Origin of the sequence: Serratia sp. root2, from assembly GCF_031931805.1 — a bacterium.
GTDB classification, from domain to species: domain Bacteria; phylum Pseudomonadota; class Gammaproteobacteria; order Enterobacterales; family Enterobacteriaceae; genus Serratia; species Serratia inhibens.
Window position 1 is genome coordinate 259,092 of the sequence record NZ_JAUJXB010000002.1, and the last position, 14,471, is coordinate 273,562.

Consider the following 14,471-nt stretch of genomic DNA (forward strand, 5'->3'; position numbering starts at 1 on the left):
ATTCAAACGCCCCAGCGCGGGATGGGATGATCACCCATGGAAATACAGACGTTCTTCATCTCGGCGAACACTTCAAAGCTGTATTCCCCGCCTTCACGGCCGGTGCCGGAGGATTTCACGCCACCGAACGGCTGACGCAGATCGCGTACGTTTTGGGTGTTGACGAAAACCATGCCCGCTTCAATATTGCGGGCCAGGCGCAGGACCTTGCTCACATCCTGCGTCCAGATATATGACGCCAGGCCATACTCGACGTCGTTGGCCATACGCAAGCCGTCTTCTTCCGATTTGAACGGCAGCAGGCAGGCCACCGGCCCGAAGATCTCCTCCTGCGCGATGCGCATCCGGTTGTCGACGTCCGCCAGCACCGTCGGGCGCAAGAAGTTGCCGTGGCTCAGCCCGGCCGGTTTTTCCGGGCCGCCGGCCAGCAAGGTTGCCCCCTCCTCCACTCCCAGGCGGATATAGCCGGAGACTTTTTCCCAGTGCTGCGGGCTGATCAACGCCCCCACCTGGGTGTTGGGATCCTGCGGATCGCCCACGCGCAGGCGGTTGGCGCGTTCGGCGAAACGTTTGACGAATTCCGGGTAGATACTTTCCTGAATGAAAATGCGCGAACCGGCAGTGCAGCGTTCGCCGTTGATCGAGAAGATGGTGAACAGCGCGGCATCCAGCGCGCGTTCGATATCCGCATCCTCAAAAATCAGCACCGGCGATTTTCCGCCCAGCTCCATGGAAAATTTCTTCAACCCGGCGCTCTCGATAATACGGCGGCCGGTGGCGGTACCGCCGGTGAACGACACGGCGCGCACGTCTTTATGGCGCACCAGCGCGTCGCCGGCGGTAGCGCCGTAGCCCTGCACCACGTTGAGCACCCCGGCCGGGATGCCGGCTTCCAGCGCCAACTCGCCCAGACGATCAGCGGTCAACGGCGACAGCTCGGACATTTTCAGCACCGCAGTGTTGCCCAGCGCCAGACAAGGCGCGGTTTTCCAGGTGGCGGTCATAAAGGGCACGTTCCACGGCGACACCAGCGCGCACACGCCAACCGGCTGGATCAGCGTGTAGTTGAGCATCTTGTCGTCCACCGGGTAGGTGCGGCCGTTCATCTGCTGGCAGATTTCGGCGAAGAACTCGAAGTTGTGCGAGGCTCGCGGGATCAGCACGTTTTTGGTTTGGTGGATCGGCAGGCCGGTATCGGCGGTTTCCATTTCGGCGATTTGCGGCACGTTCTCGTCAATCAGCTCGCCCAGGCGACGCATCAGGCGTGCGCGCTCTTTCATCGGCGTATTGGCCCATTTCGGGAACGCCGCTTTGGCGGCGGCCACCGCCTGGTCGATCTCCAGTTGCCCGCCGGACGCCACCTCCGCCAGCACCTCGCCGTTAGCCGGGTTGCTGGTGGTGAAATACTCTTTGCTGGCGACGTTCTTGCCGTTGATCCAATGGTTAATGGTTTTCATCGCAAGCTCTCCTCGTAATCTTTTTCACTGATGATGTGGTTAACCAGACGGCCGATACCCTCGATTTCCACCACCACCTCGTCGCCCGGCTGCACGTCGGCCAGCCCTTTCGGCGTGCCGGTGGCAATCATGTCGCCCGGTTGCAGCGTCATGAATTCGCTCAGGTAAGCGATCAGGAACGGGATATCGAAAATCATGTCGGCGGTGCTGCCGCGCTGGCGCAGCTCGCCGTTGACGTAGGTGCTGAGCGCCAGGCGGTGCGGATCGGCAATGTCATCACGATCGACGATGTACGGCCCAATTGGTGTCAGGGTGTCGCGGCTTTTCACCCGCAGGTTCGGGCGATAGTAGTTTTCCAGATAGTCGCGGATGGCGTAGTCGTTGCACAGTGTGTAACCCGCCACATAGTCCATCGCCTGTTCGCGGCTGACGTTGCGGGCGGTTTTACCGATCACCGCCACCAGTTCGGCTTCGTAGTGCATATATTCCACACCGGCCGGGCGTACCGACACCTGGCGGTGGCCGGTCAGGGTGTTCGGCGCTTTCAGGAACACCAGCGGTTCTTCCGGCGCCTTGAATTCCAGCTCGCTGGCATGGTCGGCGTAGTTGAGGCCCAGGGCAAACACCGTGCCCTGCGCCGGCGGCAGCCACTCGGCGTCCCGTTCCTGCAACACCGTGCCGTCCGGCAGGGTAACGCGCAGCTGGTCATCCACACGGGCGTTAACAATCTGGCCATGATGGCGAATACGGGCGTGTCTCATGATAATTCTCCTGCCTGCGTCACGCGGTTGGTCAGAGTGGGCAGACCGGCGGCGCGCACCGTCACTTCATCCCCGGGTTTGATCTCTACCCGCTGATGCGGGGTGCCAATCAGCACCGCGTCGCCCGGTTGCAGGGTAATAAAATCGCTGATGGCGGCGATCAGTTCAGGCACCGAGCGCACCAGATCGGCCGTCGACCAGCGATCCTGCTCCACCCCGTTGATTTCGGTGACGATCTCAAGCTTGCCGGTTGCTGACAGCTGGCCGATCTCCCCCAGCGGGCAAAAACCGTCGCGGCACTTCGCCTTGATCGCCGGGCGGTAAAAGCTGCTTTCCGGCAGGCTGACGTCGTTGGCCAGCGCATAGCCCGCCAGATAATCCGCCACCCGCTCGGCCGGCACCTTACGAACGGTATCGCCGATCACTACCGCCAGCGTAGCGCCGCTCTGCACCTTCTCACCGGCCGGGAACGGGATCGCCCCGCCGTTGGCAAGGTGGGTATTGCGCGGTTTGATAAACCACACCGGGGTCTTGGGCGGGGTGTTATAGGGCGGCTCATGGAACGCCTGATCCCAGGCGTCAATCTGGCTGCGGTGGTTCAACGCGACGGAAAATACGGTGCCTTTCATGCAAACTCCTCTTGTGACAGAACATGACAACCGGCATTCATTAATATATTAACGATTAGTTTTATACGCTGTTTAAGGTTTACGCAACGCGGTTGGATTGATTTGTGATCCTGATAACAAAATATTCACAACTCAGGATAATTAGCGATATTATTCAAAGTGTTAATCATTTTTTGGCGTATTTTTACCCGCCAGCCGCTTTTTCGCTTTATACGTTGGGGTAAAACTGGCTATTATTAAGTTATTAACAAATCAGGCTTTGTAGGGGCGTACTCTATTGCGCTCGTGGGCTCAGCATGCTGAGCCCCTACGATAAGGGCCGACATACCGAACACCTTGATAGTAAAGGCCAAACCTATGCATGAATCCTTAACCATTGCCCTGCTGCAGGCGCGTGAAACCGCCATGGGTTTTTTCCGCCCGATCCTGAAAAGCCACAATCTGACAGAACAGCAGTGGCGCATCATCCGCGTGCTGGCCAACAACCGTTCGATTGAATTCCACGAGTTGGCGGCGGAAACCTGCATCCTGCGCCCCAGCCTGACCGGTATTTTGTCGCGCATGGAACGCGATAAGCTGATCTTCCGCCTGAAGCCGGTTAACGATCAGCGCAAGCTGTACGTTTCGCTGACCCAGCCGGGCCAGGAGTTGTACGACGTGGCACGCCATCAGGTGGAACAAGGTTACCGCGAGATTGAAGCCGCGTTTTCGCAGCAGAAGATGGATCAACTGATGACGTTGCTGGACGAGCTGATCACCCTGGGCGACAAACTGCCTGCCAACGTAACCGCCCATCCCACCAAGAAATGATTCAATGAATCGGCATCCTCAAATGAACGGGCGTTGCAGCCAACAACGCTGCAGCGTCAAGTAAGAAGATAATTTGCCTCCGGCAGCAGTGCGCTGCCCTCCCATGATTCAATCACCGGAATTCTCAAATTAATTGGCGTTGCAGCTAGGCGGCCAAGGCGTAAATCCCCAGGAGCTTACTCAAGTAAGTGACTGGGGTGCGCGCCTGCAGCCAACAACGCTGCAGCGTCAAGTAAGAAGAGAATTCGCTTCCGGCAGCAGTGCGCCGCCGTCCACCACCAGCGTCTGGCCGGTGATATAGGCCGCCGCCGGCGAGGCGAGAAACACCATCGCCGCAGCGATGTCTTCCGGCTCCCCCAGCCGCCCGAGCGGCACCGCGGCGGCAATCGCCTGATTGACTGCCGCGCCGCCCAGATTGGCCATTGCCGGCGTACGGATCATCCCCGGCTCCACGCCGTTAACCCGAATGCCCGCCGGTGCCAACTCCAGCGCCGCCGCGCGAATAAACCCGTTCACGCCCGCCTTTGAAGCGGCGTAGTGTGCCAGCCCCGGATAAGCCACCCGCGGCCCGGTCACCGACGAGGTCACCAGCATGCTGCCACCCTGGCGGCGCATCCACGGCAGCGCCGCCTGCGCCAGAAAGAACGGTGCCATCAGATTAACGCTCAGCGTGCGTTGCAACAGCGCGGCGTCAATGTCGGCAAACGGCGTCAGCGGGAAGTAGGCCGCATTGTGGACAACCACGTCCAGCCGCTGATGCTGCTCCCCCACCGCCGCGACCCGTTCGGCAATCTGCGCCGCATCGGCCATATCGCAGGCCATGGCCTGCACCCGCCAGCCTTGCCGCTGCAAAGTGTCCGCCGCGTCCTGCGCCTTGCTCAGTTGCAGATCGGCCATCACCACCGTCGCACCCAGGCGGGCAAAAGCCTCGACAATCGCCAGCCCGATGCCCTGAGCGCCGCCGGTCACCAACACCACCTGGCCGCTGAAAGCATCGGCCGCATAGGTTGCGTTCATCGGCTTATCCCCTTGGATGGCGGGTAGTGTTCAGCACCTGCGCATGAGCGCCCACCGCAAAATTGCTCAGCGCGCTGAAGTCGCTGCCCTGATAGCCGAGGATCTTGCCGTCGGTACGCATCGCCTGCAGATCGATCATCACCACGCCCAGCGTCGGCACGATCTTCTCGCGCCACACAAACAGGTACAACTGCTCGGCGACTTTCACGTAGTGGCAACGATCGACGTCCGCCAACCCTTTCTCCACGCCGTCCAGACACTGCCACGCATAGAAATTGTCGTTAAGGTAGATGTGCTCGTAACGCTCGGTCGGGCTGTAGGTGTACATATTGCGCATGCCGATCAGTTCGTCGGTGAAATGCGGCAGCGCGGCGGCCGTATTATCCAGCGTACCGAAGCGGAACTCGGCGTTGACCGCCGTGAGCGGCAACCCTTGCTCAACGCGGCTGAACGCATCCAGCCGGGTTTGCTGCTCGTCCGGCAATTGGCCGTACACCAGGGTAAAATTGCCCTGATTGCGATCGCACACCAGCGTAATACTGGCGTTGTCTTGTGAAGGATCGAGAAAATCGATAAACAAAATGCCGGAGCGAATGCTGGTGGCACGATAAGCGATACCCTCGCGCGCACCCCAGTTCAGCGTTTGGTCATCGGTAAAATGGCACTTCAACGTTTCGCCATCGGCAAAATGCAATGTCAGCGTGCTGCCGCTCAGCCCGGGTTGCCGTTCCAGCGTATTGCTGTGCGGCGCAAAGCCTGCCGCCAGTGCGCCAACCTGAATAAATACCGCTTCTGAACTCATCTGATTCTCCTTAAAGGGAAGTAAAAGCCAACGTCGGCACGTCGACGATGGTAGAGCCGCCATCGGCCACCAGTGCCGCGCCGGTAATGATTGACGCCTCGGCCGAACAGAGAAAACGGCAGATGCCGGCGATCTCTTCCGCGCTGGCCGGCCGACGCAGCGGCACGTCGCGGCACACCCGTTGATAAGCCTGCTCCAGCGAGATCTGATGGGCGTCCATCAGCGGCTGCATCTCCTCGTCCGCCATCGGCGTAGTCACCCAACCGGGGCACACCGCATTGGCGCGTACCCCGAGCGGGCCATAATCGCGGGCGATGGAACGCATCAGCCCGATCAACGCATGTTTGGCAGTGACGTAGCCGCATACCTCCGGCCCGGCAGCCAGTGAGGCGATAGAAGCGACAAACAGCAGGTTGCCACCGGTTTTCACCAACTCCGGCAGGCAGGCGCGCGCGCTGGCGAAAGCGCTGTTGAGATTGCTGTCCAGCGCGCCTTGCCACTGCGCGTCGCTCATGTCGGTAATGCGCCCAACCCCCATGCCGCCGGCGCAGCCAATCAGGCAATCGATGCGCCCGGCCTGCTGCAAAATGGCCGGCAGCAGGATGCTGTTCCAACTTTCGCCGCTCGACGCATCGCCCATCAACGCCACGGCACCGATTGCCGCCGCCAGCGCCGCCAGCGGCTCGCGGCGGCGGCCGATGATAAACACCCTGTCGCCCTGGGCGGCCAGCAGCCGGGCACAGGCGGCCCCCACGCCGGTGCCGCCGCCGGTGATCACCACCACTCTATTCATCCAGTTTCTCCATCAGTTGGCCGATCATCAGCAGGCTGCTTAGCAGTAACCGCCGCTGTTCCGGCTCCAGCCGCAGGTAGCGACGGCCGGCCGGCAACCGGCTGACCACTTCAGACGCGGCAAAATGTTCGATATCCAGCCGCCAGCAGCCGTCGGCCACGTTCAGTTGGATGCTGCGAAAATCGAGCTGCTCCAGCGTCTGGCCAATCTGCGGGTAACGCTGCAAAGCGCCGATCACCCGCTGCGCCGTGGCATTGTTCCGGGTGGCGCGATAAACCACGCCCTTGCGCCGCAACCAACCACCGGCAGTCATGCGCAGCGCCAGCGGCTCCGCCAACGTGCTTGTTCCCTGCAAGCGGAAGCGGTGGCTGACGATATGCGCCATAAACAGCGAGCTAACCCGTTCGCTGACCTCAATCACCGGCCCCTGCGGCAGCGTCAGGCGCAGTTGGCACGACGCCAGACGTTCGCAGGCGTAGGGCTGCAGATTTTGCGCCAATCGAGTGAGCGTCACACCCGGCTGATAACCTGCAGGCTGTCGCCGCCACACGCGGTTAAGAGAGGGAAGTAAGCCGATCAAAGTGCGCCTCCTCGTTTTCCGTTTTGGCGAAGGCGGTTTCCAGCACCTGCTCGACCGGCACCGGTTTGAACGGGTTGACCTTCTGCACGCACAGCGTCCAGAACAGTGCATAGGCGGCGGTCATACCGATCATGATGCTGAAGGGGATATAGACGTCACGCGGGTTCATGCCTGGCGGAGTGATGTAGATAATCGCCAGCACAATGCCGACGCTGGAGACGATTTGCGGCAGCGGGAACCACGGCGATCTGTAGGCGCGCGGCAGATCCGGCCGCCGGATACGCAGGATCACCACTGAACAAGTCACCAACAGATAAGCCACGCCCCAGGCGCACACCGCCGCCAGCACCAGGGGAATAATGCGCTCGAGATTGCCCTGTATGACGAAGGCGTGTACGCAGGGGATCAGCACCGCCACCAGAATGCCCACCACCGGGGTTTTAAAACGCGGATGCAGATAAGCGAAGATGCGCGGCAGCGCGCCGTCCAGCGCCATGCCGTACAGAATGCGTGGTACCGCCGCCATCAACGTGTTAATGGTTGCCGCCCCGGCCAGCAGCAGCCCGATGCCCAGCCAGTATTTGCCGAACTCGCCCATAACCTGCCCGGCAAAGGCAGGAATCGCCATCGGCGTATCCAGCAGATGAACGCCGTTGGCGGCATCCACCACCACATTTTCCACCTGATGACTGAGCGCGGCGCCGTAAAGCGCCATGCAGACCGCCACGCCGCACAGCCCCAGCGACATTGCACGCGGGATCACGCGGGCGGAACCTTTGATCTCCGGCGCCATCGGCGTCACCAGTTCACAGCCGACAAACATAAACATCGCCATGCCGATCAGACTGAACACCGCAAAGGGATCGCCCAGGCTCAGCGTGCTGCCGAACCAACCTTCCAGCGGCACCGCATGCGGCGACAGCAGCCCGGCGATACCGAAGATCACCAGTGTGCTCCACATGGCGAAAGTCAGCACGATCTCCGCCTTGCCGAACGCCTCGATGCCAAACGCATTGAGCAGGCCGAACAGGATCACCAACCCGACGCCAATCATCCAGGAGGCGTTGTGGGTTTCCATCAGCGTGTTGAGGTGCTCGAAATTCACCAGCGCCATGATGCCGGAGAGAATGGTTTCGGCGGTGCCGGCAAAGATATGCACGATCAGATAGGCCGACAGCGCGCCGGTAATGGCAAAAAAGCGGCCCATGCCGCAGGCGATATAGTCATACACCGAGCCGGAGGTCGGCAGCATCGCCGCCGCCTCCGAGAAGGTGGTGAGTTGGGCTTGCATCATGATAAAGGCAATCAGCATCGCCAGCGCGAAGGTGTCGCCGCCAATACCGAAACCGCTGGTCACGGTGAGGATCACCGGACTGGCCATAATCACCCCGACCGAGCTGGCCAGCGTAGTGGGAAATCCGACCTTGCCCCGCTCAAGGTGGGCGTGAAGCCGCGACGACAGGTTCATGGGTAGTTCCTCTTATAGTTTTGCCCTGGTGTTGCATTTGCAGGTTTACGCCGCTGTTGGCGGTGATCTCACTATAGAGAGGAAAGGAAAATGCTGGCTATCGTCCTTAAGGACGAGGCCGAACCATAGCTTTTTCCTCTTATCTTTTTAGCCCGGCCAGCCGTTATGGTTTGATCTCGATGCGGGTATATTTGGGAGGGACGAAGAAGGAATCTATGCCCAGCGCGGCCGCACTGACGGGGAAATCACTGTAAATTCAGCGAGAAGAAAACAGCGATTTTATTAATATATTAACGAAATAGTGACGTCAGACCGAAAATCGATCACCCCACGCTCAATCGCTGCTTTGTTATTTATGTATTTTATTGCAATCAGGCTCACGTTGTTAATATGTTCTTATTGTGTTGCTGAATTGCTGCAACTATGCTGACATCGTTCATATATTGAACGACGCATTATCCAAGATCGCAGGGTAAAGGAGGGAAATGAATCATGTACAACACATCATCCGATGCCTTTATCAACAGCTGTCTGACCACCATTGCGCATCTGATCCCGGTCTCCGCCGGGGTGTTTTACCTGGTCAATCAAGATCTGCGGCCAGAACACTATATTCTGCACGGCATTTCCGATAAAACGCATCAGCAGTATCTGACCCATTTTCAACAGATTGATCCGCTTAAACCCGCCAATTTCCACCAGCAGGATATCAGCATGGTCGGCATGAGCCCGGCGGCTATCGCCAATAACCGCCACTATTATCATGATTTTATGCTGCCTAATAACATGCTCGATATGACGGAGATTTTTATCCGCCAGCGTAAACGCATTATCGCCGGCGTATCTTTGATCCGCGATACGCCGTTTACCGAGGTGGAGCGCGGCCGCCTGCGCGCGGTATTGCCGCTGATAGAACTGGCGACACGTGATCTGCTGCCCGGCGGCGAAGCCCAGTTGCTGACCGCCAAGGAGCAGGAGATCGTCAATATGGTGCGCGAGGGGGCCAGCAATAAACGCATCGCCCTGAAGCTGGGCATTTCGCTTTCGACGGTGAAAACCCATATGCGCAATATCTTTGCCAAAACCGAGGTAGTGAACCGCACCGAATTGGTGGCCAGCAGCTTTATTGCCCTCGGTTAATTAACCCATAGCGATTGCTTATGGCTGTGCGGACGCGACGCTTCGACATGTAGTTCCCCTCTGGACCACCGCACATTGTGCCCCTACGCCATTCCCGCTTTGCCGCTACGCTGAATAGGGTTTCCGTTATCTTGCCGATGAGAAAATACTATGTCTGAACAAAAGATTAGCTTTATCAAAGGTGGCCATGGCGATATTGCGGTGCATGACTGGAACCATGATCGGCCGCGCTTTCTGGCGCTGCTGGTACACGGTTACGGCGAGCATCTTGGCCGTTATCAGTACGTGGCGCGCACGCTGGAGGCACAGGGCGCACGCGTGTTTGGCCCCGACCATCTCGGCCATGGGCTGTCACAGGGCGAGCGCGTATTGATTGAGGATTACGACGCCGTAGTCGACGACGTTCGCCGCGTAGTAGAGCATTTTCAGCAGCTACATCCAGGCGTGCCGCTGGTCGTCATCGGTCATTCGATGGGCGGCATGATCGCCACCCGTTATACCCAGCGTTATCGCGAAGGTATCCGCGCACTGGTGTTATCCGGCCCGCTGCTCGGCGAAAGAACCCTGATCTCCGACTTGCTCGACCTGCCCGCTATCCCGGACGAACCGCTGGATACCGCCACTCTGTCGCGCGATCCGGCCGTTGGCGAAGCCTATCAGGCCGATCCGTTGGTATGGCACGGGCCGTTCAAACGCCCGACGTTGCGCGCCATGCAGCAGATCCTGGCAAAAATCAACGCAGGTCCGGGTTTCGGCACGCTGCCTACGCTGTGGATACACGGCGATGACGATCGACTGGTGCTGATGGCCGAATCGCAGACCGCCATCGATCGGCTGAAGGGCAGCGATTTCGACGCAATGATCAATCCCGGCGGGCGGCATGAGAGTTTTAACGAGACCAACAAAGATCAGATATTGAAGCAGGTCACCGATTTTATTGGGCGGGTACTGGGATAGCGGATTTCCCCTCTCCCGACGGAGAGGGGCTAACGTTGAGATCAACCTTCGACGATGGCGAGATAGTGTTTTACAAAGCGATCGGAGGTAATTTCCCAGCGCACCGGCGTGCCCTTCTCGACAAACCACGAATCCCCGGCCTGATACTGTACGGATTTCCCGGTGTTCTCATCGGTCAGCGTCGCGGTGCCTTCCCACACCGTGGCGTGTTCGGCAAACGGATACTCCATCACAAAGATGCCGCGCGTACAGCTGAAAACGCCGCAGTTCAGGTTATCGGTCGGCTCACCGAAAAGAGTCGCTACCCCGACGTTCGGTGAACCTGCGATCACTCTGGCACCCAGATTGCTGACGCTGCCAATCTCCAGCAGTTCAGGCAGCGGCTGCTTAAGCAGTAATGGTTTCATGTCTTTCTCCTCTGATAAGAATTAACGACGGCCTTTCCAGTAGCCGGATGTCTGGTGCCAGGCCTTGCCGGCGGTGGTCATCACCCGGCGCAGCCGGTCTTTGCCGAAAATGTTGGCGTGCGGGATCGAACTCATCAGATCGTAACGATCGGATCCTTCGCTCATGCCCTCCGCCAACACCTTGCAGACGATATGGCTTGGCGTCACGCCAAAGCCGGAATAGCCCTGTACGTAGAACACGTTGTCATGCTGCGGCAAAGTACCAATCTGCGGGAACAAGTTGGCGCTGCAGCACAGCGGCCCGCCCCAGGCCAGATCGATCTTCACGTCCTGCAGGTACGGGAATACTTTCAGCATCAGGTTGCGGTTCCAGGCTTTGAGATCCGCCGGGATGTATTCGATCAATCGGGTGGCGCTGCCGAACAGCAGGCGGTTTTCATTGGTGACCCGGTAATAATCGATCACCGGGCGAATATCGCTGTAGGCACCGCGGATCGGGCTGATGCGCCGGATCAGCGCCTCGGACAGCGGTTCGGTCGCCAGCTGGAAAGCGTAGGTATTAATGGTTTTGTTATGGATGAACGGCTCCATGCCGTTGAGAAAGCCGTTGCACGCCCACAGCATCTTGTTGGCGCGCACCGATCCCATGGCGGTGCGCACCTTGATGCGCGAACCGTACTCGACGTTAAGCACGCTGCTGTTTTCGAAGATTTTCACGCCGTAGCCGCTCAATGCCTTGGCCTCGCCCAACAGCAGGTTGAGCGAGTGTACGTGGCCGCCGCCCATGTGCTTCAATGCGCAGGTGTAGGCGTCGGATCCCACCACCTGCTTCACTTCCGCACCGGTATAAAGTTCGATCTCTTCATCCGGCGATACCGCCTTGAACTCTTTCAACCAACTGCGCAGGGTTTTCTCCTGGCGCGCATTGCTGCCAAGGTAGCCGTAACCAAAGCAGAAATCGGCGTCGATAGCGTATTTCTTGATGCGCTCACGGATAATGCCGGCGCCGAGGTTGCTGATTTTGAAGATGGTTTCCAGCCCGGATGGGCCGACGTGGCGTTTAATTTTTTCCAGATCGTGACCGATGCCGGCCATGACCTGTCCGCCGTTGCGCCCGGTGCCGCCGTAGCCCAGATGGCGCCCTTCCAGAATGGCGATGTTGGTGATGCCCTGTTCCGCCAGCTCCAGTGCGGTGTTGATACCGGAAAAGCCGCCGCCGATGATCACTACGTCAACGTCCAGATCTTCTTCCAGCGTCGGGAAGCGCAGATCGTATTTTTTGGTTGCCGCGTAGTAGGTTAACGATTCGATATTATTGTTCACTGCCGCACTCCCGAAGACCCTATGCCCTACAGCGGATTATCGGGAGCGGCCGGAAAAGCCGCCATGTCCCCTTAGGGACATTTGCTACAAAAAATTAACATTATGATGCGATGCGGCGATTCGGCGCGGCCAACAATAGGCTGAACAGTTCGGCCTGCGAACCGATAGCCAGCTTGCTGTAGATGTTCTTGCGGTGGTTTTTCACCGTCCCCAGGCTGATGAACAGCCGGTCGGCAATCTGTTGCGAACCGCAACCGCTCAGGATCAGATCGACAATTTCGCGTTCTCGCGGGGTCAACAGATAACGCACCTGCGCGGGACTGTTCTCTGCCGTATCCGGCAATACCGGCGCGGCGACCACTTCGCCATGCAGACGCGCGATGCTTTTGAGCAACGTCAACGCGCCCCTTAACTCAGCCAATTGCGGATAACGCACCCCCACCGTCTGGCGCACCGAGCCGAAAAATACCCCCAGCCCGCGTTCCGACGTCAGTGGCAGCAGCACGCCGGCTTCGTCGTGCCAGCCGGTTTTACGGTAGAAATTACGGTAATAATCCGTGTGATAGAAACCGCATGGTGCCAACTGACGCAGCGAAAACACCTCGCCGCTGTCACCACCGTTCAGCACCTGATAAAACGGATCCTGCAGGTAAGCGCCCTGCTGGTAGATTTGGTTGACCGCATCGCTGTTTTCGCGCTCGGTTTTGAGCAGGCAACGCGGCGCATGGCCGCGTTCGAAGGCGTAAACAATGGCGTTGTCGAAGGCGAAGAAGCCTTCCATCCAGGCCAGCAGGCTGGGATAAAACAGAGGGGTCGCTACCGCGTCAATCACCGCCGATAATCGTTCGACCTGAATATTCATCTCCGCCCTCGCCATCATTAATAAATTAACAATTACCTTGTTCCGGATAAAACCGGCGGTGTCGTGGCCCGCTTGTTATAAAATGCACTCAGCAGCGCCAAATGCAAGGTTTTGCTTGCTCACATGTTAAACAAATCACAGCTTCGCCAGATTACGGCAATCCGCCGCGCGCGATCCTGGTTAATATATTAATGAATGGGTTTCCGGCAGTGAAAAGCAGTGGTTCACCCGCCGATGCTGGCTTATGCTGTGGTTTTACCGCGCCAAGGAGAGAACATGACCCCCAGCCTGACGATCGCCAACCGGCATACCTGGTTCGGCCACGGCAGTATTAGCCAACTGATCCCACTACTGGCCGCCGATCCCCAGCCGACATTGCTGTTCAGCTGCCGCTCATTCCTCAATGGCGCGGTGCATGCTTCGTTGGCAGAGACCCTGAGGCCGCTGCTGATCGGCACCGAAATCGTCAGCCACGAGGCCTCGCCGCAGGAGATCGACGCCTGGGTCGCGCGTTGGCGCGGCAAGGCGCTGCGGGTGGTAGCCATAGGCGGCGGCAGCGTACTGGATGCCGCCAAGGCGTTTGCTGCCTTGGTGGAGCACCCATTGCCGACGCTGCGCTATATGGAAAAGATCGGCGATACCAAAATCAGCGGCGCTACCCTGCCGCTGATCGCCATCCCGACCACTGCCGGCACCGGCAGTGAAGTGACCCAGAACGCGGTGATCACCGATACCCGGTTCAGCAAGGTGAAAGCCTCGCTGCGCCATAACAACTTCGTGCCGCATACCGCCATCCTGGATCCGCAGCTGCTGGAGGGTGCACCGGACAAGGTGCTGGCCTACTGCGCCATCGACGCCTTTACCCACCTGTTCGAAGCCTATCTGTCCAAAACCGCCAGCGCCATGACGCGCGAGATGTCACTGACCGGCATCCGCCATTTCCTGGACGCCTGGCCGGCGCTCAACCGCAGCGATCGCGCCCGTGAAGCCATCATGCAGGCCTCTTACCTTGGCGGGCTGACGCTGAGCGCTGCCGGGCTGGGGGTGATCCACGGCATTGCCGGCGAGATTGGCGCGTTGCACGATTACCACCACGGCCAGGTCTGCGGCCGCCTGCTATTGCCGTTCCTCGAACTGCTGGCGCAAAGCGAGCAACCGCAACAGCGCGCGCTGATGAACGATCTGGCCGCGCGCCTGTTCCCCGATCAGCAGGACAGCCCGGAACGCTATCTGATCGAATTCATTACCCGCAACGCCATCGCGCCGTTCTGGCAGGATGACCTGCCGATTTCCAGCGACGAACTGGCGGTGACGCTGGAGAAATCCAACAGCAAGAACTCGTTGATCGACTATACCGCTGCGCAACGGCAACTGATGATCGAAAGCGCATTCCGCGTCGAATGATAATATAATGAGATCAAAGCAATAGCGGGAGATCGGAAATGGGTATCATCAGCTGGATTTT

The 14,471-nt window shown here is 58.9% G+C and carries 15 protein-coding genes; 4 read left to right on the forward strand and 11 right to left on the reverse strand.

Translation table 11 applies throughout. The features are described from left to right. Positions 1–2: 2 nt before the first annotated feature. The 3 genes from hpaE to QZQ97_RS14915 are packed head-to-tail and all read right to left on the reverse strand — an operon-like array spanning position 3 to position 2,847. Complete coding sequence (gene hpaE / locus QZQ97_RS14905) at positions 3–1,457, reverse strand: 5-carboxymethyl-2-hydroxymuconate semialdehyde dehydrogenase (protein WP_311994103.1); 1,455 nt, start codon at positions 1,455–1,457, stop codon at positions 3–5. Then, the gene (locus QZQ97_RS14910) at positions 1,454–2,218 is read right to left on the reverse strand and encodes a fumarylacetoacetate hydrolase family protein (RefSeq protein WP_311994104.1); all 765 of its coding nucleotides are present in this window, start codon (positions 2,216–2,218) and stop codon (positions 1,454–1,456) included. Before QZQ97_RS14910 ends, hpaE begins: the two co-directional genes overlap by 4 nt. Then, positions 2,215–2,847, reverse strand: coding sequence for a fumarylacetoacetate hydrolase family protein (locus QZQ97_RS14915; RefSeq protein WP_311994105.1), 633 nt, complete (start codon positions 2,845–2,847; stop codon positions 2,215–2,217). The genes QZQ97_RS14910 and QZQ97_RS14915 overlap by 4 nt, the downstream gene beginning before the upstream one ends. A 357-nt stretch (positions 2,848–3,204) precedes the next feature. Between QZQ97_RS14915 and hpaR the strand changes: the two genes are divergently transcribed. Beyond that, on the forward strand, positions 3,205–3,657 hold the full coding sequence (hpaR, locus tag QZQ97_RS14920; protein ID WP_311994106.1) for a homoprotocatechuate degradation operon regulator HpaR: 453 nt from the start codon (positions 3,205–3,207) through the stop codon (positions 3,655–3,657). A 228-nt stretch (positions 3,658–3,885) separates the two neighbouring features. Here the strand turns inward: hpaR and QZQ97_RS14925 are convergent, their stop codons facing one another. Genes QZQ97_RS14925 through QZQ97_RS14945 form a run of 5 tightly spaced genes read right to left on the reverse strand, consistent with a single transcriptional unit; the run spans position 3,886 to position 8,317 of the window. After that, positions 3,886–4,674 (reverse strand): SDR family oxidoreductase, encoded by a 789-nt coding sequence (locus QZQ97_RS14925; protein ID WP_311994107.1) that lies wholly within the window; start codon positions 4,672–4,674, stop codon positions 3,886–3,888. 4 nt (positions 4,675–4,678) lie between these two features. Further along, complete coding sequence (locus QZQ97_RS14930) at positions 4,679–5,476, reverse strand: MoaF C-terminal domain-containing protein (protein WP_311994108.1); 798 nt, start codon at positions 5,474–5,476, stop codon at positions 4,679–4,681. 10 nt (positions 5,477–5,486) lie between these two features. Next, complete coding sequence (locus tag QZQ97_RS14935) at positions 5,487–6,269, reverse strand: SDR family NAD(P)-dependent oxidoreductase (protein ID WP_311994109.1); 783 nt, start codon at positions 6,267–6,269, stop codon at positions 5,487–5,489. Continuing rightward, positions 6,262–6,849 carry a DUF3156 family protein gene (locus tag QZQ97_RS14940; protein WP_311994110.1) on the reverse strand — a complete coding sequence of 196 codons (588 nt, stop codon included), beginning with the start codon at positions 6,847–6,849 and terminating at the stop codon, positions 6,262–6,264. The genes QZQ97_RS14935 and QZQ97_RS14940 overlap by 8 nt, the downstream gene beginning before the upstream one ends. Next, positions 6,824–8,317: an APC family permease gene (locus QZQ97_RS14945; protein ID WP_311994111.1), complete on the reverse strand. Its 1,494-nt coding sequence runs from the start codon at positions 8,315–8,317 to the stop codon at positions 6,824–6,826. The genes QZQ97_RS14940 and QZQ97_RS14945 overlap by 26 nt, the downstream gene beginning before the upstream one ends. 492 nt (positions 8,318–8,809) lie before the next feature. On the opposite strand from QZQ97_RS14945, the gene QZQ97_RS14950 reads away from it, so the two are divergent. Both QZQ97_RS14950 and QZQ97_RS14955 read left to right on the forward strand, forming a co-directional pair. Then, entirely contained in the window at positions 8,810–9,457 is a 648-nt protein-coding gene (locus QZQ97_RS14950; protein ID WP_311994112.1) for a response regulator transcription factor, read from the forward strand. A gap of 150 nt (positions 9,458–9,607) precedes the next feature. After that, the gene (locus QZQ97_RS14955; protein ID WP_311994113.1) at positions 9,608–10,414 is read left to right on the forward strand and encodes an alpha/beta fold hydrolase; all 807 of its coding nucleotides are present in this window, start codon (positions 9,608–9,610) and stop codon (positions 10,412–10,414) included. 41 nt (positions 10,415–10,455) lie between these two features. Here the strand turns inward: QZQ97_RS14955 and QZQ97_RS14960 are convergent, their stop codons facing one another. The 3 genes from QZQ97_RS14960 to QZQ97_RS14970 all read right to left on the reverse strand — a co-directional run bounded on the left by QZQ97_RS14960 (position 10,456) and on the right by QZQ97_RS14970 (position 13,006). After that, complete coding sequence (locus tag QZQ97_RS14960) at positions 10,456–10,821, reverse strand: cupin domain-containing protein (protein WP_241921334.1); 366 nt, start codon at positions 10,819–10,821, stop codon at positions 10,456–10,458. 21 nt (positions 10,822–10,842) lie between these two features. Then, positions 10,843–12,144, reverse strand: coding sequence for an NAD(P)/FAD-dependent oxidoreductase (locus QZQ97_RS14965; RefSeq protein ID WP_311994114.1), 1,302 nt, complete (start codon positions 12,142–12,144; stop codon positions 10,843–10,845). A 100-nt stretch (positions 12,145–12,244) separates the two neighbouring features. Then, positions 12,245–13,006, reverse strand: a complete 762-nt coding sequence (locus QZQ97_RS14970; protein ID WP_311994115.1) for a response regulator transcription factor — start codon at positions 13,004–13,006, stop codon at positions 12,245–12,247. Positions 13,007–13,282: 276 nt separating this feature from the next. On the opposite strand from QZQ97_RS14970, the gene QZQ97_RS14975 reads away from it, so the two are divergent. Continuing rightward, on the forward strand, positions 13,283–14,410 hold the full coding sequence (locus QZQ97_RS14975) for an iron-containing alcohol dehydrogenase (RefSeq protein WP_311994116.1): 1,128 nt from the start codon (positions 13,283–13,285) through the stop codon (positions 14,408–14,410). Positions 14,411–14,471: the final 61 nt, after the last annotated feature.